This is a genomic window from Ornithinimicrobium avium, from assembly GCF_003351765.1.
Taxonomy (GTDB): Bacteria; Actinomycetota; Actinomycetes; order Actinomycetales; family Dermatophilaceae; genus Ornithinicoccus; species Ornithinicoccus avius.
Genome location: NZ_CP031229.1, coordinates 3,415,036 through 3,433,362 on the forward strand (window position 1 = coordinate 3,415,036; position 18,327 = coordinate 3,433,362).

The window sequence follows — 18,327 nt, forward strand, 5'->3', positions numbered from 1 at the left end:
GCAAGATCTTGCAAGGACTGTCGGATGGCTGCATACTGGCTCGACCACCTCACAGGTTCGAAGGAGAACGCATGAAGCGCACCACCACCGGCGTCTTCGCCGTCGTCAGCGCCGCGGCGCTGGTGCTGACCGCCTGCGGCGGCACCACGGACGACACCAGCGACCAGACGACGGCCGAGCAGTCGGCCGAGGACACGGCCGCCGCGTCGGCCGAGGACACCGAGGCCGCGGACCCGGCCGCGACGACCGAGGAAGGCGGTGAGCCGGCCGCTTCCGACGGCACCAACCTCGTGATCTGGGCCGACGACCTGCGCGCGGCCGCGCTGGAGGAGCACGCCAAGACCTTCGAGGAGGAGACCGGCGTCCCGGTCAAGATCCAGATCGTCGCCAACGAGAAGCTGCGCGAGCAGTTCAAGGACTCCGTCGGTGCCGGCGCCGGGCCGGACATCGCCGTCGGTGCCCACGACTGGCTGGGCGAACTCGTCCAGAACAACGTCGTGGCCCCGGTCCAGATGTCCTCGGACGTGGTCGACGCCTTCACCCCCGAGTCGATCGAGGCGGTGACCTACCAGGGCCAGACCTATGCGGTCCCCTACGCCGTGGAGTCCCTCGGTCTCATCCGCAACACCGCTCTCGCGCCGGAGGCTCCCGGGTCCATGGAGGCGCTGGTCGAGAACGGCAAGAAGCTCGTCGAGGACGGCAGCACCGAGCTGATCATGACCCAGGAGGTCGGCAAGGAGGGCAACGCCTACTCCCTCTACCCCTACCTCTCGGCCTACGGCGGCGGGATCTTCCCGGTGCTGCCCGAGGGTGGTTTCGACGGCACCAAGGTGATCCTGGACTCCGAGGAGACCATCCAGGGTGCCGAGAAGATGCAGTGGCTGGCCGACGAGGGGGCCCTGTCCACCAACCAGGACGCCTCCAACGTCATCCCGCTGTTCAGCGACGAAAAGGCCGCCTACATGGTCTCCGGACCCTGGGCGGTCGGACAGATCAGCGACGCCGGCATCGACTACGCCATCGACCCGATCCCGGACTTCGAGGACGGCGGTGAGACCAGCCCGTTCCTGGGCGTCCAGGCGTTCTACGTCTCGGCCGCGTCGAAGAACCCGCAGATCGCGCAGACCTTCGTGCAGGAGTTCGTCACCCGGCCCGAGGTCCAGGTCTCGCTCTACGAGGCCGGCAACCGGCCCCCGGCGCTGATCGAGGCCTACGAGCAGGTCGCCGCCGAGGACGACGACATCGCCGCGTGGGGCAAGGCGGCCGAGGGCGGCACCCCGATGCCGAACATCCCGGAGATGAACGCCGTCTGGGGTCCGCTGGGCAAGGCGACAGCCGACATCGTCAGCGGTCAGGACCCGGCCGAGCGTCTCGCCACCACCCAGAAGGAGGTCGAGGACGCGCTGAAGCAGTGACCTGCTGAACCCGCCCGGGGACGGACAGGCCGTCCCCGGGCAAGGTCCGGTGTGGCGTGCGTGATGGCAGCCGGCCGGACGCCGTACCAGGTCCCGCCCACCTCCCCACCGCCCCCGGACCGGCCCACCCGGGCCCCGCACCACGACGGAGCAGACACCGATGTCGACGACGACCGATCAGCCCGCACGGACGGCCGAGCCGCCCCCGCAGCAGGACGCCGTACGCACCCCCGGGTGGGTGCTGGCGGCCAAGTGGGGCCTGATCGCGCTCACGATCCTGGGACTCGCATGGGCCTCTCAGCTGGCGATCCAGAACGGCTCGTGGCTCGTCGTCACCGTCTGCGCGTTCGTCGCCATGGCGGTGCTCGTCGTCTACGCCACCCGGGGCCTGGTGCCGATGAAGTACCTGCTTCCCGGCCTGGTCCTGCTCCTGCTCTTCCAGATGTGGCCGATCGTCTACACCGTCGGCACCGCGTTCACCAACTACGGTGACGGGCACACGCTGACCAAGCAGGAGGCGATCGACGCGATCCAGGCGCAGTCGGTGCGCCCCACCCCGGACTCACCGCGCTACGCGATGTCGATCGCGGTGCCCGACGGCCAGCCGATCGAGACCGGTGAGCTGGCCATGCTGCTCACCACCCCGCCCGCGGACGTGCAGGACCTCGAGGCCGAGGGGGTGGAGACCTCCGACCAGGGCAACGTCGCGCCTGACGGCACGCGGCTGTTCGTCGGCACCGAGCAGGGCCTGGAGCCGCTGCCCGCCGACGGGGTCGAGCTGCGCGGCAACGGGACCGTGCAGACCGCTCCCGGCTACCGGGTGCTCAACCTGCTGGAGGCCAACCAGCGCGCCCAGGAGGTCCAGAGCTTCGCCGTCCCGGTCGGTGACGCCGGGGCCGGCATCAAGGCCGCGACCACGACGCAGGCGTTCGTCGGCCGGCCGACCGTCAGCTACGACCCGGACACGGACACGATGACCGACCTCGACGGCAAGGTCTACGTGGCGAGCGAGGGCAACTTCGTGCCGCAGGACGGGCAGGGCCAGGCGCTGACCGCGGGCTGGACCGAGAACGTGGGCCTGGCGAACTTCGCCACGATCTTCACCGACCCCAGCTTCCGCACCGGCTTCGGCAAGATCTTCCTGTGGAACCTGGCCTTCCCCCTCATCACCGTGGTGAGCACCTTCGTGCTGGGGATGCTGCTGGCGATGCTCTTCAACGACCCACGGCTGAAGGGCAAGTCGATCTACCGGTCGGTGATGGTGCTGCCCTACGCGCTGCCGATCTTCGTCACCGGCATCATCTGGGCCTCGATGTTCAACCAGCAGTTCGGCCTCATCAACAACGTCACCGGTCTCAACGTGGACTGGCTCGGTGATCCGTGGGCGGCGCGCGCGGCGCTGATCATCACCAACCTGTGGCTCGGCTTCCCCTACATGTTCCTCATCTGCACCGGCGCGCTGCAGTCCATCCCGCAGGACGTCAAGGAGGCGGCTGCCGTCGACGGCGCCGGACCGGTCCGCACCACGTGGTCGGTCATCATGCCGCTGCTCCTGGTGGCGGTCGGCCCGCTGCTCGTGGCCAGCTACGCGTTCAACTTCAACAACTTCACCCTGGTCTACCTGGTCACCGGCGGCGGTCCGTTCGACTCGTCCAACAGCCTCGTCGGCAACACCGACCTGCTGATCAACTTCGCCTACCGCCTGGCCCTGGAGTCCGGCCAGCCCAACATCGGACTGGCCTCCGCCGTGAGCATCGTGATCTTCCTCCTCGTCGGAGTGATCAGCTACATCGGCTTCAGCCAGTCCCAGGCCCTCGAAGAGGTGAACTAGAGATGTCCCAGCAGTCCCAGCTCGAGCCCGGTGGTGGCCTGGCCGCCGAGGAGACCATCGACCCGGGCGGCGAGCTCCGTGCCGGCGACACCCCCGTGCACGCCGCGGGGTCGCGGCCCCGCACCGGCACCTGGTGGCGGCACCTGATCGCCCTGATCGTGGTGGCGTGGGCACTCTTCCCGGTGCTCTTCGTCGTGTCCGCGGCGCTCAACCCGGCCGGCACGCTCAGCGCCACCTCGCCGATCCCGCAGCACTTCTCGACGAAGAACTTCGACGACCTGTTCTCCTCGACGACCTTCCCCTTCTGGACGTGGTTCAAGAACTCGCTGGTCGTGGCCGGCCTGGGCACGCTGATCACGGTGTTCATCGCTGCGGCGGCCGCCTTTGCGTTCTCGCGGCTGCGCTGGAGGGGGCGGCGGCCAGGCCTGATGGCGCTGCTCCTGGCGCAGATGTTTCCCGCGCTGCTCGCCTTCCCGGCGCTGTACCTGATGTTCCTGCACCTCGGGCAGTCGCTGCCGGTGGTCGGGCTGAACACGCTGTGGGGCCTGCTGCTCGTCTACCTCGGCGGCGCGATGGGCGCCAACGTCTGGCTGCTCAAGGGCTACTTCGACACGATCCCCAAGGAGCTGGACGAGGCGGCGAAGATCGACGGTGCCAGCCACGCGCGGATCTTCTTCACGATGACCCTGCGCCTGGTCAGCCCGATCCTGGCGACGGTGGGGATCCTCGCCTTCGTGGGCCTGTGGGGTGAGTTCATGCTGGCCAGCATCTTCCTGCTCGACCAGGACGTCCGCACGCTCGGCGTCGGTCTATACTCGCTCAACCTCGCCGACCGCAACCGCTACTTCGGGATGTTCGCCGCCGGCGCGCTGGTGGCATCGATCCCGCCGGTGCTGGTCTACCTCAGCCTGCAGAAGCAGCTGATCGGCGGCCTGACCTCGGGCTCGGTGAAGTGATCACGGCGCCCGCGGACCCACCGACGCGGGGCCGCCTGGCCGACCTCGCGGCCTACGCGGGGGTCAGCGAGGCGACGGTGAGCCGGGTGCTCAACGACAAGCCGGGGGTGGCGGCAAAGACCCGGCAGGGCGTGCTCACCGCGCTCGACGTCCTGGGCTACGAGCGGCCGAGCAAGCTGCGGCGCAGCAGTGCGGGCCTCATCGGGCTGGTCGCTCCCGAGCTGACCAACCCGGTCTTCCCGATGTTCGCCCAGGTCATCGAGACCCGGCTGGCCGGCGCCGGCTACACCCCGGTGCTGTGCACCCAGACGCCCGGCGGCGTGCACGAGGACGAGTACGTCCAGATGCTGCTGGCCCGCGGCGTCTCCGGGATCGTGTTCGTCAGCGGCCTCCACGCCGACACCCGGGCGAGCACCGAGCGCTACACCGGGCTGCGCGACCGAGGCCTGCCGATCGCGCTGGTCAACGGCTACCGGGAGGGCATCGACGCGACCTTCGTCTCCCACGACGACCTCGCCTCGATGCGCGTCGCGGTGCGGCACCTGCGCGACCTGGGGCACAGCCGGATCGGCTTCGCCACCGGCCCGCGACGCTACGTGCCCGTGCAGCGGCGCATCGCCGGCTTCCGCGAGGCGATGGCCGACGTGCCGGGTGTCGATCCCGACGAGCTGGTCAGCACCACGATGTTCTCTGTCGAGGGCGGCGCGGCGGCCACCCGGCAGCTCGTCGAGGCCGGCGCGACCGCGGTCGTGGCCGGGTCGGACGTGATGGCGCTCGGTGTGCTGCGCGCCGCCCATCACCTCGGTCTGCGCGTGCCGGCGGACCTCTCGGTCGTCGGCGGCGACGACGTGCCTTTCATGTCGTTCATCGACCCGCCCCTGACCACGGTGCGGATGGACGTGGCAGCCATGGCCGAGGCCGCCGTCACCGCCGTCCTCGAGGAGGTCGCGGGCGAGCGGGTCGAGCACCGGGAGTACCTCTTCGCTCCCGAGCTCATCCTCCGGCGCTCGACCGCGCCCGTGCCTGCAGCACGGCCCTGAGCACCCCGACGAGCCCCGGCTCGTCGGCCACCCGGAACTGCGCCGCGGTCTCGCCGTCGCCGACGCGGACGGTCAGCCGCCGTGCGGCGCGGGCGGCGTCAGGATCCTGCGCCAGCGCCTCGAACCCCTGCTCGTCGGTGACGTCGTCGCCGGCGTAGAACACCGCGTCGACGCCGAGCTCCTCGGCCAGCGCCACGAGCGCGGTGCCCTTGCCGACATGGGCGACCGCGAGCTCCACCACCTCCTTGCCAGGCGTCACCACCAGTGCGGTATGCCGCTCGCCGAGGGCGGCGGCCGCGTCCAGGGCGGCGGCGCCCACCTGCGGGTCGATCCCGCGCGTGTGCAGGACCCGGCCGGCCGGCTTGTCCTCGATCCGGGACCCAGGGTGGGCCTCGGTGACCTCCCGGAGGTCGGTCTCGAGGGTCGCGAGCAGGTCGCGCTGCTCCTGGGAGAGCACCAGGCCGTCGGGGCGGCGGGAGTCCTCCGCCCCGTGGCTGCCGACGAGCACGAGCGGTTCGGCCGCCCCGGAGAGCTCGCGCAGCGCGGCGAGGTCGCGGCCACTGACCAGGGCGACCGTCGTCCGGGGCAGGTCGGCGAGCGCGGTGAGCGCCTCCATACCTCCCTCGAGGGGGCGGGAGTCCGCGGGATCGAGGACGAGGGGGGCGAGGGCGCCGTCGAAGTCGGTCGCGACCAGCACGCTCGGGTGGGCGGCGAAGACCTCGACGGCGTCGAGCAGGGCGGGGTCGGGCACGGTTTTCCTTCTTTCTCAGACCATGGGTGAGATGCTGCGGCGCGATCTCGGCGGCCGGTGCGGCGCCACCTCGAGCGCCCTGAGGAAGTCCTGGGCCCAGACCTGGACGTCGTAGGTCCGGACCTGCCGGCGCAGCGACCGCATGCGACGGCGCTTCTCCTCGTGGTCGTCGCGGATCGCCCGCAGGATCGTCTCCTTCAGGCCGGCGATGTCGTGCGGGTTGCACAGGTAGGCGGTCTTCAGCTCCTCGGCCGCGCCGGTGAACTCCGAGAGCACCAGCGCGCCGCCGCCGTCGTGGCGTGCGGTGACGTACTCCTTGGCGACCAGGTTCATCCCGTCGCGCAGCGGGGTGACGAGCATGACGTCGGCGACCTGGAAGAGCGCGGCCATCTCCTCGCGCGGGTAGGACTGGTGCAGGTAGTGCACCGCGGTGTCGCCCAGGTGGGAGAAGTCGCCGTTGATCCGCCCGACCGTGCCCTCGATCTGTTCGCGCAGCGTCCGGTAGGCCTCCACGCGCTCGCGGCTGGGCGTGGCGACCTGGACGAAGGTCACCTCCGGTGGGGAGATCTCCCCGTCGGCGAGCAGCTCACCGATCGCGCGCAGCCGGTGCCGGATGCCCTTGGTGTAGTCGAGCCGGTCGACGCCGAGCAGCACCACCTCGGGCTCGCCGAGCGACTCGCGGATCTCCTGAGCGCGGGCCTTCACCGAGGGGCTGTCGGCGAGGTCGCGGAAGCCCTGGGCGTCGATCGAGATCGGCACGGCTGCCGCGCGGACCGACCGTGGCGCGGCGCCGGAGCGGCCGTCGTCGGAGCCGCCCCAGGTCACGACGTCGCCCTTGTGGGTCGCGCCGAGCACCGCGCGGCAGGAACGGATGAAGTTGCGCGCGTCGTCGGGACGCTGGAAGCCGACGAAGTCGGCGCCCAGCAGTCCGCGCAGGATCCGCGCCCGCCACGGCAGCTGGGCGAAGAGCTCCACGGGTGGGAAGGGAATGTGGTTGAACCAGCCGATCCGCAGGTCCGGTCGCTGGTCGCGCAGCATCGCCGGCACCAGCTGCAGCTGGTAGTCGTGCACCCACACGGTCGCGCCCTCGGCGGCGACCCGCGCGACGTGGTCGGCGAAGCGCTGGTTGACCGTGCGGTAGACGTTCCACCACGAGCGGTGGAAGGTCGGCGGGACGATGACGTCGTGGTACAGCGGCCACAGCGTCCCGTTGGAGAAGCCCTCGTAGTAGTCGGTGAGCTCCTCCGCCGACAGCCCCACCGGCACCAGCCGCAGGTGCCCGTCGTCGAACGGTTGCGGAGCCTCGCCGGGGAAGCCGGCCCAGCCCACCCAGGCCGCCTCACGGTCGCGCATCACCGACTCCATCGCGGTGACCAGCCCGCCGGGGCTGGTCCGCCAGGTGGTCGTCCCGTCCGGCTTGACCTGCCGGTCGACGGGGAGCCGGTTGGCGGCGATGACGAAGTCGTAGGTGCGGTGCGGGGCTGGCGAAACCATGTGGCCTCCTCGGTCGTTGGCCTTCCTGACCACCCTAGTTCGACGCCGTCCGCCCCGCGGGCCGAGGTCGCAGGGGCGACCTGACGCATCCGCGAGGAGACCGCATACCGTGGACCCTGTGACGACCGAGCTGCCCCGCACGCCCGGCGCGGAACCGACGCGCCCGGTGGTGGTGCCGCGCGTGCTGGGCGACTACGAGCTCGACCGGCGGGTGGGTGAGGGCGGCATGGGGGTGGTGTGGCGTGCCCGCTCGCAGGACGGCCGCGAGGTCGCGGTCAAGGTGCTGCGGGAGCACATCGCCCACGACGAGCACGCGCGCGCCCGGCTGCGCCGGGAGGTGCACACCCTGGCCCGCGTGCACCACCCGCGGGTCGCCGCCGTGATCGACGCCGACGTGGACGGGCCGGCGCCCCACGTCGTCACCGAGTTCGTGCCGGGTGACCCCCTGGACCGCGTCGTCGCCGAGCAGGGACCGCTGCGCGGCGACGCCCTGCTGCGCCTGGGCCGGGGACTGGGGGAGGCGCTGCACGCCATCCACGCCGCCGGGATCGTGCACCGCGACCTCAAGCCGGGCAACGTGCTGATGGTGCAGAGCGGCGACGGTGCGCTCGACCCCGTGGTCATCGACTTCGGCATCGCCCAGGTGGCTGACGACGTGCGGCTGACGGCGACCGGGATGGTCATGGGGACGCCGGGCTACCTCTCGCCGGAGCTGGTCGAGAGCGGCGAGGTGAGCGAGGCGACCGACTGGTGGGGGTGGGCGGCGACGCTGGCGTTCGCGGCGAGCGGGGAGCCGCCCTTCGGGCGCGGCCCGCTGACCGTGGTGCTCGACCGGGTGGTGCGCGGGAGGCTGCGGCTGGAGGGCGTGGACCCACGGCTGCGGCCGCTGCTGGCCGCAGCGCTGGACCCCGACCCCGCCCGGCGGCCCGACGAGCGGCAGGTGCTCGACGGGCTGGAGCGCTACGCGCGCGGGCAGGACGTCACCCGCGCCCTGCCGGCCTGGGTGCGCGAGGAGCAGCGCGCGGCCAGCGTGGCGGATCCCACCAGCGTGCAGCGCGAGGGGCCGCGCACGCGGGTCGCGCCGTCGCGACCAGGGCGGGTGGTGCCGGTCCGGGATGCCAGGAGCAGGGGGGCCGTGCCGCCGGGCGGGGCGCCCGGCCAGGTGGCCCACGGCGCAGGTGCCTGGCCCGCCGTCCAGGGCGGCGCCGTCCACGACCCGGCCTACGCGGACCCGGCGTACCGCGGCCCGGCATACCCGGACCCGGTCGCGCCGCCTGCGCCGGGGGAACGGGGCGGCGCCGACCCGCGCATCGGCCGCAGCTCGCGGACCGGGACGCTGGTGGCGCTCCTCGTCGCGCTGGTCGGAGGTGCGACGGTCGCGCCCCTGCTGGCGTGGGGGCTCTTCGGGCTGTGGAGCGTCGCGGTGCGCACGGTGGACGGCTCGCTCACCGGCATGGTCCTGCGCCGTCACCACGCAGGGCGGCGCCGCAGCGACGTGCCGGTGCTCGTGCTCACCTCGCCGTGGCACCTCGTCAGTGGCGTGCTCGTCACGCTCTTCGCGCTCGTCCTGCCGCTGGGCGTCGGTGCTCTGGTCGCCCTGGTCTTCGCCGGGTTCGTGTCCTCGACCGGCACGATGGTCGGCATCGGGCTGGACCACCCGCTGGCGGTCGGGCTGGGCTCCCTGGTCGGGGCGGCGCTCGCCTGGTGGGGCCTGGGTTCGGTCTCGTTGCGACGCGGCTCCCGCACGGTGCTGCGCGGCATCCTGCCCCGCGGGCCCCTGACCCTGGTGCTGGTGACGCTGTGCGTCGTGGGCGGCGGCGCGCTGGCGGTCTGGTCGGTGCTGGTCGGGGGGCCGGTCTCGTGGTGGCCGCTGGGGCCTGACTTCGACCCTCGCTCGCTGCTGCCGTTCCAGCTCTGAGGACCGCACGGGTGGACACGCGCAGGTGACGCTGGTCACACAACCCTTCCCAACACGCCATGGAGTGCCCTACGGTGGTCGTCGCTCTCGTCTCACCCGTCACATCTGTCCCGGTATGACGGACCGCCCGCCGGAAGGACGCCCCTCCCATGGCATCTGTCACGATCCCTCGCCGCTCCCGTGCCGCCGCCGTCGGCCGGCGTGCCGGCGGACTCACGCTGGCCGGCGCCGTCGCCTCCGTCACCGCCGTCGCGCTGCCCGCCCCTGCGGCCCAGGCCGCCGAGGGCAACGTCTGGGACCGGGTCGCGGACTGCGAGTCCAGCGGCAACTGGAGCATCAACACCGGCAACGGCTTCTACGGGGGGCTGCAGTTCTGGCACCCCACCTGGCAGGGCTTCGGGGGTCCCGACTTCGCTCCCTACGCGCACCAGGCCACCAAGCTCCAGCAGATCACCGTGGCCCAGCGGGTGCTGCAGGTGCAGGGCCCGGGGGCCTGGCCGGTCTGCTCGGTGCGCGCGGGGCTGACCATGGCGAACGGGATGGCCCCGTACCCGGGCCAGGACACCCCGGCGCCGGACCCCGGCACGGCCGGGACGTGGTGGGTGAGCGCCTCCGTCGGTGCGAACATCCGCTCGGGCCCCTCCACCACCTACCCGGTCGTCGGGGCGGCCGGGCACGGGACCAAGGTGACCGGCACGCTGAGCGGCGGCTGGGTCAGGCTGTCCGACGGGCGCGGCTGGATCAGCGCGGCGACCCTGACCGCCCAGGACCCGGCGCCCGCGCCGCAGCCGGCGCCGGACCCACCGGCGACCTCCGGGACGTTCGTCGTGACCGCCACCGCCGGCGCCAACATCCGTTCCGGGCCGTCGACGTCCTACGGGGTCGTCGGTGCAGCCGCGCACGGGACGCGGGTGAGCGGGCAGATCAGCACCAACGGCTGGTTGAAGCTCTCCGACGGGCGCGGCTGGATCAGCGGGGCGATCGTCGCGCCGGTCGGGGAGGGCGGGGGCTCGGGCGACATGGCGCCGCTGGCCCTCGACGGCAGCCGCGGCCCGCTGACGGTCAAGGCGGTCCAGCGCTGGGTCGGCGTCAGCGAGACAGGCCGTTGGGACGGCGGGACGGTGAGGGCGCTGCAGGCCGAGGTCGGCACGCGGGTGGACGGCGCCTGGGGACCGATGTCACAGGCCGCCCTGCAGGACTGGATCGGGCTGTCCCGGGACGGGTCGACCTATATGAACCACCGCACGGTCGTGGCCCTCCAGCGGTGGCTCAACGCCAACGTCATCGGCTGATCGTCCCTCCCCGCATGGGGCAGGTGCACAGCCCCGGACCGCCTAGACTGGGCGCCGCCGCCGCGGCCCTGCCGCGGCGTGCGCTGGCGTGGCGCAATTGGTAGCGCACCTGTCTTGTAAACAGGTGGTTGAGGGTTCGAGTCCCTTCGCCAGCTCTCCTCCTGACCAGCGATTTCACCCCTCTGACCTGCGGAAACATCGCTGGCACGGCCTACCTCCATGCGGTCACCCGTTGTCAGAAGTGGTCGCGAAGTGGCACCCTTGTTGCACGTATATTGCACGAAATGGGGTGCGGGATGGCGACGAGACGAGGCTTCGGGGCACTGCGGCGACTGCCGTCGAAGCGGTGGCAGGCGAGCTACACCGGGCCGGATCTGGGGCGGCACACCGCTCCGCACACCTTCGCCGCGAAGGTTGACGCCGAGGCCTGGCTGGCGAAGGAGTGGGCCCTGGTGAACGGGGACGGCTGGGTCGCCCCGAAGCGGCGGGCGGAGCTGGCCAGGCGGATGGCACCGCCGACGTTCGGCGAGTACGCGCGCCAGTGGCTCGCCGACCGGTCCCTCAAGCCGCGGACCCGCGAGGGATACGAGCACCTGCTGCGGCGCTACCTCGCGCCGGAGTTCGGCGACCTGCTCGTCTCCGACCTCACGCCGGCGCTCGTGCGCCGGTGGTGGGCCGGCCTGTTCCCGGAGCACCCGACGGTCAACGCCCGCGCCTACGCGCTGCTGCGAGCCATCCTCACCACCGCGGTCACCGACGAGCTCCTCGCCAGCAACCCGTGCCGCGTCCGTGCCGCCTCAAACCCGCCGACCAAGAAGGAGATCCGTCCGGCGACGCTCGCCGAGCTGGACGTGCTCGTGAAGGAGATGCCGGACCAGCTCGGTGCCCTCGTCCTGCTGTGCGCCTGGTGCGCGCTGCGCGTGGGGGAGGTGCTCGAGCTGCGCCGGCGCGACCTCGATCTGAACCGCGGCGTCGTCAAGGTGACCCGGGCCGTCTCATGGGTCCGCGGCCAACCGATCGTCGGCACGCCGAAGTCGGCCGCTGGGACCCGCGAAGTGAGCGTGCCGCCGCACATCGTCCCCGTCCTGGAGCAGCACATGGAGAAGCACGTGCGGCCCGGAGCGGACGCCCTGCTGTTCCCTTCCATGCGTGATCACCAACGTCATCTACAGCCGACGGTCCTGCACACGGCGTGGCGCAAAGCCCGAGCCGCTGCCGGCCGCGAGGACCTCAGGATCCACGACCTCAGGCACACCGGCGCCACGATGGCCGCCATGACCGGCGCGACCCTCGCCGAGCTACAGGCCCGCCTTGGGCACTCCACTGTCGCTGCCGCGCTGCGCTACCAGCATGCAGCCCAGGGTCGCGACGCAGAGATCGCCGCGAAGCTCTCCGATCTCGCCCGCCCTCCCCAGGGGGAGTGAGATTCGGAGCGGTCACCGACTTGGGAGGCGCCACATCCCGCTCCGCCGCCGACAGGTCCTGAGCGAGAGTTACCGCGCAATCGGAGGCGAAGCAGGGGCGATTGGCGCATCAGCCCTCGCCGGTGCGTCACTTCGCCCACTATGGGACGCGTCCTTCCGCCCACTATGGGCTACCCGGACTCAAGAGCCTTCATTGAACTGGAGGGGGAGTCTGCTGAAGGTCGTGACATACCGGATCCGCCGAGAGTCGGGTGTTGGCTCATGCACCCAGATCGACCCGCGATGCCGCTGGTCGTGACATTGCGCCTCTACCGATGGTCGGACGTTAGGAGTCGGCCATCCAGACAACCGGCTTATCCGGCTGCGGCACCCACGTAGCCAGTCACGCAGGGCCGCGTCTGTGTCCGCCACCGGTTCGCGTGCGTGATCAGGACCGATCCACTCGCCGCGAACGAGGGTGTGCGCCCCTCCTGCAGCAGATCACGGACGACAGACTCCGCGATCGCCAGTCGCGTGCTGAGTAGCTGGTCGGCGCTGCCCGGTCGTTGCATCGAAGTCATGCGGCCCTACCTTGCGCACCCCCGCAGCCGGGCCTCTGATCGTGCAGAGTTTCACCTTCCCGGTGTGCAGTCTGCTCCGCATCTCTACACGGACGTATGCCGCCACGGCGTCGCGCGCCGAGTGGGGCTTCACGGGAGGCCACGGCTGGTAGTGACCCGGTCTTATGCAATATCGACTGTCTTCACCATGACGCAGTTCTTCAGCCCTTTGGGCCGGTCGTAGGTGAAGCCGAGCCGCTCGTAGAGTCGACGGGTGCCGTTGTAGAGGAACGACGACGACATCTTCTTGGTCTGATTGGTCAGGTCGTGGGGGTAGCTCTCCACCCGCCCGCCGCCGGCCTGCGCAATCTGGTCGAGTGCGCCGGTGATCGCCAACTCCGTCACACCCTGTCGCCGGTGACGCTTGTCCACGAAGACGCAGGTGATCCGGTAGTCGGGGTCCGAAGTCTTGGTGGCGTCGTACTGCTTGCGGTGGTGGATGTTGGGCAAGCCGGCCGGGGTGCCGTATTCAGCCCAGGCGATGGCCTCGTCGCCGTCCATCACCAGTGCCGCATGAGCCTGTCCGGTCTCGACCAGCCGCTTCTTCAGCGCGCGGTTGCCCTCGTACGACTGCCCCCGCTCGGCACAGTCGGGGTGAAAGTAGATGCACCAGCAGCCCCCGAAGATGCCGTTGTGCCGCTGCACCAGCGCATCAAAGGCGGGCCACGTTTCGGGGCTGAGGGGCGCGATGGTGTATGACGACTCGGTAGCCACGTCGCACCCTATCCCGTTGGGCCCGCACGCCACCGCGGGATACTGGAGCTGGCGGTTCAATCCTTCTTCGCAGCGGACACGTCGACGCAGAGGATTCCCATGTTGCCGTCCTGGTCGGCGATCACGGTGAGCGAGGGCGCGTTGCTGTCATCGACGACAGTCCCGCCCGCAGCGACGGCGGCGGCGATCCGTTCCTCGGCCACTTCGGGCGCCACGTAAACCTCGATGTGGACCCGCTGACGCGGGGTCTCGTGCTCGTCGGCGTCCCCGAACCACAGGTTCGGTACCCGTCCCGTCGCGTCCCGGATCTCGTCGCTGGGTGACCCGTGGCCCTGGGCCTCGGCGTTCCCGGTCAGCAGGGCGGCCCACACTGGGGCAATGGTCGCGGAGCGTGCCGTGTCGAGTCCGAGCTCGATGTGGCTGACCGAGGCCGGGTCGGCGTCGATCTTGTGGGTGGCGGCGATCTCGGTGATCCGTCGCGCGAGGTCGACGTCCTGCTGGGCTACCCATTGGAGGACGTGGTCGGTGCCCTCGTCATCTCGGTAGATGGCGTCGTCGCTGACCAGTTTGAGGTCGACGTATCCATTGCCGATCGACACGCTCGGGTGGTGTCCGAGCTCGTCGCCCGCCTCGCCCACCGCGGCGATGAACCGTGCGCTGTTGCCGAAGTCGTCGACCAGGTAGCGGGCGTGCAGTCCCTGGGCCAACTTGCGCCAGTCCGTCAGGTTGGCCTCGGCGATCTGTTCGCCCATCAGCATGTCCATACACGGACCCTATGCCTGAATCAGCCCGCAGCGCTGGCGCAACGAACAACCGGGACCTGCCGCGCTCAGGTCAAGTCCGGTGGAGTGGTGTACGAGGGTGATCCCTCGATGAGGGGTTAGGCGGTGAGGGCGGGGACGAGGGTGGTGCTCACTCGGAGGCTTCGTAACGGTGAAGCGCCCCAGGTTCTCTGCCGCTCTCATACGGGCTGCGGCTCGGGGTTGAGGGCAGCATAGTGGGCTTGCTCGTACTCGATCGGTGGGACGTTGCCCAGCGACCCGTGGAGCCGACGGGTGTTGTACCAGTCGACCCAGCCGGCGGTGGCGTACTCCACGTCGGCGAGGGTCTTGTAGGGCCCCGCGTGGAAGACCGTGGTGCGGATGCACTCGGCCTTGTAGAGCCCGTTGACCGTCTCCATGAGCGCGTTGTCGTACGCGTCGCCCCACGGACCCGATCGAGGGCCGGATCTCCTCCAGCGCGAGATGCTCGGTGAGGCGGATCGAGGTGTACTGGCTGCCCGCATCACTGTGATGTATCAGCTGCCCGGGCACCCTGGGGTGGCCGTCCCGTTCTCGTTGCCAGATCGCCATCCGCAGCGGGATCATGACCAGGTCGGTGTGCTTGGTGCTGGCGGCGTGCCAGGCCACGATCCGCTGGGAGAACACGTCCAGGATGAACGCGACGTAGACGAACCCGGCCCACGTCCTGGCGTAGGTGAAGTCCGTGACCCACACGAGGTTCGGTGCGTTGGCGGTGAAGTCACGATTCAGCAGGTCACCGGCCCGGATGCCGTCCTTGGCCGGGATCGTCCGGGTGCCCTTGTCGCGGCGCACCCCGACCAGCCCGAGGGTCCTCATGGCCCGGTCCACGGCCCCGGCAGACGCCGCGGGCATCGTCGTGCGGCGCACGTACGCGGTCATCTTCCGGCGCCCGTACAGGCCCTCCGGGGCCAACTTGCGGCGCCCGTGCGGCGTGGTGGTCCAGGCGATGTCACGCACCGCGTCCACAACCTGGGCGTCGGTCACCGTACGTGCCGCGATCGTTCGACCGGTCTGCTTCCAGGATCGGTAGGTCCGCGCGGCAACCTGGCAGCCCTGCTCACGCAGCACCACACAGACCGACTCGACCGCGTGGCCCTGGGCTCTCATGGTGTCGATGAATCCCATGATCATCGGTTGCGGGGGTCGAGCTCCCCGACGAAGAAAACCGTCTTATGCGGGTGATCGGTGTCAAGCGGGGGTGTCGTCGAGGCGTCTGAGGAGGGTGTCGTAGACCTCGGCGCGTCGGGTCTGACCCTTGGCGGTGGCGTCGTCGCGTTGGGTCTGGATGGTCGGTCGGTGCTCGATGGTGGTGAAGAACATGGTGCAGGATTCGCAGATCGTCTCGTAGCGACAGTCGAGCTCGAGGGGTCGGGCGCAGTAGCCGTTGCCGAGCAGTCTTTTGCTGGCCTCGGCATGTACGGCTCGCATCGCCTGCCCGGCCGCCTCGGCCGGCAGAGTCACCGGTGAGGTCGTGGGGCGGGCGTCGGCGTAGAGGGACTCGATCTTGGCGGTGACCTTGAAGTACTGGTCGGCCACTGTGCGGTCGCCGATGCGGGCGTAGACCATCGTCATCGACAGGTCGTGGTGGCCCAGGAGCGCGGCGATCGCCTCCAGGGACATGCCACGGTTGATCGCCTGGGTGGCCAGGGTGTGGCGCAGCTGGTGAGGGTGGACGTGCCCGAGGCCGGCCAGGGCGGCGGTCTTGCGGACGGCGGCGTCGACGCGGGTGGGTGGGATCGGTCGGCCGCGGTCGAGCAGGAGCAGGTCAGAGGCCTGCCAGGAGGCTCGGTGCGCCAGCCAGTCATCGATGAGGTCCTTGACCTGTGGGTGCAGCGGGATGTACCGGTCGGTGTGCAGCTTGCCGACGGGGGTGCGCAGCCAGTAGCTGGTGCCGATCTGCACGACAGCGTCGATGGTCAGACCGAGGAGCTCGCCGCGGCGCATGCCGGTGCGGGCCAGGGTCTGGACGATGAGGCGGTCCAGGGGGTCGGGCAGGTCGCGCGCGGCGTTCATGAACGCGGCGGCCTGGGCGTCGTCGAGGAACTTCGGCAGGGGCCGGTCCAGGCGGGGTCGGTCGGTGGCGTAGACCGGGACGCGGGCGGGGACGTCGTCGTAGTCCCACTCGATGATGCGGGTGAAGAAGGAGCGCAGATGGCCCATCCGCATGCCCAGGGTGGTCTTGGACAGGCCGGGCCTGCCGCGGTACCCGGGCCGGCCGGCCAGCCAGGTCTTGTAGCCCTCGACATGCTCACGCCTGATGTGGGCGACGGCGTCCATATCGGGATGGTGGTCGAGCAGGTACCCGGCGAACTGGCGCAGCGTGGTGTCGAACAGCGCCACCGAGGAGGGGCGCAGCGACAGGGCGCACTGAGCCAGGTAACGGCGCATCGTGGATGCGAGGACGGGTGCGTCGGCGCTGATGTGGTCCCAGTCGACCTGCGCCGCGCGGGTGTGCAGCCAGCGGCGGCGCTTGTCCGGGACGGGCGCCTGACCGCGGTGGAACATCACGGCGTCCAGCCCGAACAGCGGCGTGGACAGCGACCTGTGGGGCACGTCCCCGCCGTGACGGGCGACCATGTGCTCGAAGAAGGCGGCCCGGGCGGCGGTGTACTGCTCGGGTGTCAAGGCCGCCGGCGAGGTCCCTGCGATGACGGCGATGCGAGACAGGTGGGCCCACATCCGCCCGGTCTCCCTGGCGCAGAAGCCCAGGCCAGTGGCCTGAGCGAGGAAGTCCTCGTACTGGTGCCGGTGGGTGGTGCGCACGTAGCTGCCCCACCGGCAGCCGCCGGTGACCACGAACGCGGGATCGACGGCCAGGCCGGTGGCCACGGCGGCGTGCGCGGCGAAGGACATCACGCCGGTGCGGACGCCGCGACGCACCGCCACGGCGGTCTGGTTCCACCCGTCGAGGTCACCGAAGGTGCGCTGGAAACCGGCCACCCCGAGCCGGCGGCACTTACGCGCCGCCTCGGTGTCCCCGGCAGCGATGTAGGCCTCGGCGACCCGTGCCAGGGTGGCATCGGCGATGTCGGGGCTGCTCACGGGTGAGGGGTTCACGGGTGCTCCTGCTCGTAGAGGCGGTCGAGGACGGCCATGGCCTGCTGGTACTCGCCGGCGAGCCAGTCGTTGGACAGGTGCAGGTAGATCCGGGTGGTGTCCAGGTTCGCGTGCCCGGCCTGAGCCTGGATCGCCTCCAGCGCCATCCCGGCCTCCCGCAGACGGGTGAAACACGTGTGCCGCAGCTCGTGGCACGAGGCGTGCGACAGCCCCGCCCGGGACCGGGCACCGGCGAGCACCTCGTCCAGTCCCGCCGCAGACAGGCGACGTCCGCGGGTGGGGCCCTTGAGCACGACGAAGACCGACTCGGGATCCGCGCCGGCAGGTCGCTCGCGGGCGAGGTAGGCGCTGAGGTGGGTGAAGAAGGCTGGCACGACCGGCACGATCCGCTGGTGCCCGCCCTTGCCCTCGGCGACGAACACACGGCCGTCGCCGGGCTGGACGTCGACGAACCGCAGGCCCAGCACCTCGCAGCGGCGCAGCCCGGCGTGCAGCATCAGGGTGACCATCGCCCGGTCCCGCTCGGTCCGCAGCGCGCCGACCAGCGCGACCGCCTCGCCCGGTTCCAGGATCCGCGGCAACCGCTTCGGGGCGCGGACCAGGGGCGAGCCGCGCAGCGACCTCGAGCGGGGCGTCATGCTGCGCGGGACCACCTGCCGCTCGACGAGGCCGCGGATGAGCAGGTAGTCGAACAGCGAGGTCAGCGTGGCCAGGCGCCGCTTGATGGTCGAGGCCGCCAGCCCGGCCTCGCCGTCGGCCAGGCGCACCACGTTGCCGCCCCGGCGCGGAGCGCGTTGGGCCTCGATGAAGGTCAGCACGTCGCTCGTCGTGATGGCCAGCGGTGGCTTGGGCACCACGGTGAAGAACACCTTCAGGTCGTACGCCTGCGCGCTCAGCGTGTTGGGCCGGACCCGGGCCGCGGTGAATCGCAGATACTCATCGACCAGCGGTTCGCCCAGCGAGGGCACCGGTCCGCGCGGGTCGATCAGGCACGGCATGAACGAGGCCCTCGGGGACATCCCGGCCTCCCTCC

13 protein-coding genes, 1 tRNA gene and 1 pseudogene are annotated in these 18,327 nt (G+C 71.0%); 8 read left to right on the forward strand and 7 right to left on the reverse strand.

Features of this window, described 5'->3' with window-relative positions; genetic code table 11:
• The first annotated feature begins 71 nt into the window (after positions 1 to 71).
• The 4 genes from DV701_RS15685 (at position 72) to DV701_RS15700 (ending at position 5,242) form a co-directional block, all read left to right on the forward strand.
• Positions 72 to 1,415 (forward strand): sugar ABC transporter substrate-binding protein, encoded by a 1,344-nt coding sequence (locus tag DV701_RS15685; RefSeq protein WP_114929659.1) that lies wholly within the window; start codon positions 72 to 74, stop codon positions 1,413 to 1,415.
• A 160-nt stretch (positions 1,416 to 1,575) separates the two neighbouring features.
• Positions 1,576 to 3,246 (forward strand): ABC transporter permease subunit, encoded by a 1,671-nt coding sequence (locus DV701_RS15690; RefSeq protein WP_114929661.1) that lies wholly within the window; start codon positions 1,576 to 1,578, stop codon positions 3,244 to 3,246.
• 2 nt (positions 3,247 to 3,248) lie between these two features.
• A complete protein-coding gene (locus tag DV701_RS15695) occupies positions 3,249 to 4,202 on the forward strand; it encodes a sugar ABC transporter permease (RefSeq protein WP_114929663.1) in 954 nt (317 codons plus the stop codon).
• Positions 4,199 to 5,242, forward strand: a complete 1,044-nt coding sequence (locus tag DV701_RS15700) for a LacI family DNA-binding transcriptional regulator (protein WP_228255077.1) — start codon at positions 4,199 to 4,201, stop codon at positions 5,240 to 5,242. Before DV701_RS15695 ends, DV701_RS15700 begins: the two co-directional genes overlap by 4 nt.
• Here DV701_RS15700 and otsB read toward each other — a convergent pair.
• Complete coding sequence (gene otsB / locus DV701_RS15705; protein ID WP_114929665.1) at positions 5,196 to 5,993, reverse strand: trehalose-phosphatase; 798 nt, start codon at positions 5,991 to 5,993, stop codon at positions 5,196 to 5,198. The two genes, DV701_RS15700 and otsB, sit on opposite strands and share 47 nt — an antisense overlap.
• Before the next feature lie 15 nt (positions 5,994 to 6,008).
• Positions 6,009 to 7,487 (reverse strand): alpha,alpha-trehalose-phosphate synthase (UDP-forming), encoded by a 1,479-nt coding sequence (locus DV701_RS15710; protein WP_114929667.1) that lies wholly within the window; start codon positions 7,485 to 7,487, stop codon positions 6,009 to 6,011.
• A 118-nt stretch (positions 7,488 to 7,605) separates the two neighbouring features.
• Here DV701_RS15710 and DV701_RS15715 point away from each other — a divergent pair, with 118 nt between their 5' ends.
• The 4 genes from DV701_RS15715 to DV701_RS15730 all read left to right on the forward strand — a co-directional run bounded on the left by DV701_RS15715 (position 7,606) and on the right by DV701_RS15730 (position 12,121).
• Positions 7,606 to 9,405 carry a serine/threonine-protein kinase gene (locus tag DV701_RS15715; RefSeq protein WP_162803082.1) on the forward strand — a complete coding sequence of 600 codons (1,800 nt, stop codon included), beginning with the start codon at positions 7,606 to 7,608 and terminating at the stop codon, positions 9,403 to 9,405.
• Between the two features lie 149 nt (positions 9,406 to 9,554).
• Positions 9,555 to 10,697, forward strand: a complete 1,143-nt coding sequence (locus DV701_RS15720) for a transglycosylase family protein (RefSeq protein ID WP_114929671.1) — start codon at positions 9,555 to 9,557, stop codon at positions 10,695 to 10,697.
• A gap of 82 nt (positions 10,698 to 10,779) precedes the next feature.
• Positions 10,780 to 10,852 (forward strand) — tRNA-Thr (locus DV701_RS15725).
• Between the two features lie 141 nt (positions 10,853 to 10,993).
• Positions 10,994 to 12,121 (forward strand): tyrosine-type recombinase/integrase, encoded by a 1,128-nt coding sequence (locus DV701_RS15730; RefSeq protein WP_228255078.1) that lies wholly within the window; start codon positions 10,994 to 10,996, stop codon positions 12,119 to 12,121.
• 722 nt (positions 12,122 to 12,843) lie between these two features.
• Here the strand turns inward: DV701_RS15730 and DV701_RS15735 are convergent.
• From DV701_RS15735 to DV701_RS15755, 5 genes and pseudogenes are all read right to left on the reverse strand, one after another.
• Positions 12,844 to 13,434: a GNAT family protein gene (locus tag DV701_RS15735; RefSeq protein ID WP_114931267.1), complete on the reverse strand. Its 591-nt coding sequence runs from the start codon at positions 13,432 to 13,434 to the stop codon at positions 12,844 to 12,846.
• A 56-nt stretch (positions 13,435 to 13,490) separates the two neighbouring features.
• A complete protein-coding gene (locus DV701_RS15740; RefSeq protein WP_114929675.1) occupies positions 13,491 to 14,198 on the reverse strand; it encodes a VOC family protein in 708 nt (235 codons plus the stop codon).
• Positions 14,199 to 14,395: 197 nt separating this feature from the next.
• A pseudogene (locus DV701_RS15745) lies at positions 14,396 to 15,401 on the reverse strand (IS3 family transposase); the annotation flags it as partial.
• Between the two features lie 24 nt (positions 15,402 to 15,425).
• Entirely contained in the window at positions 15,426 to 17,294 is a 1,869-nt protein-coding gene (locus DV701_RS15750; protein WP_202863557.1) for a tyrosine-type recombinase/integrase, read from the reverse strand.
• Positions 17,291 to 18,313, reverse strand: a complete 1,023-nt coding sequence (locus tag DV701_RS15755) for a tyrosine-type recombinase/integrase (RefSeq protein ID WP_114929677.1) — start codon at positions 18,311 to 18,313, stop codon at positions 17,291 to 17,293. Before DV701_RS15755 ends, DV701_RS15750 begins: the two co-directional genes overlap by 4 nt.
• Positions 18,314 to 18,327: the final 14 nt, after the last annotated feature.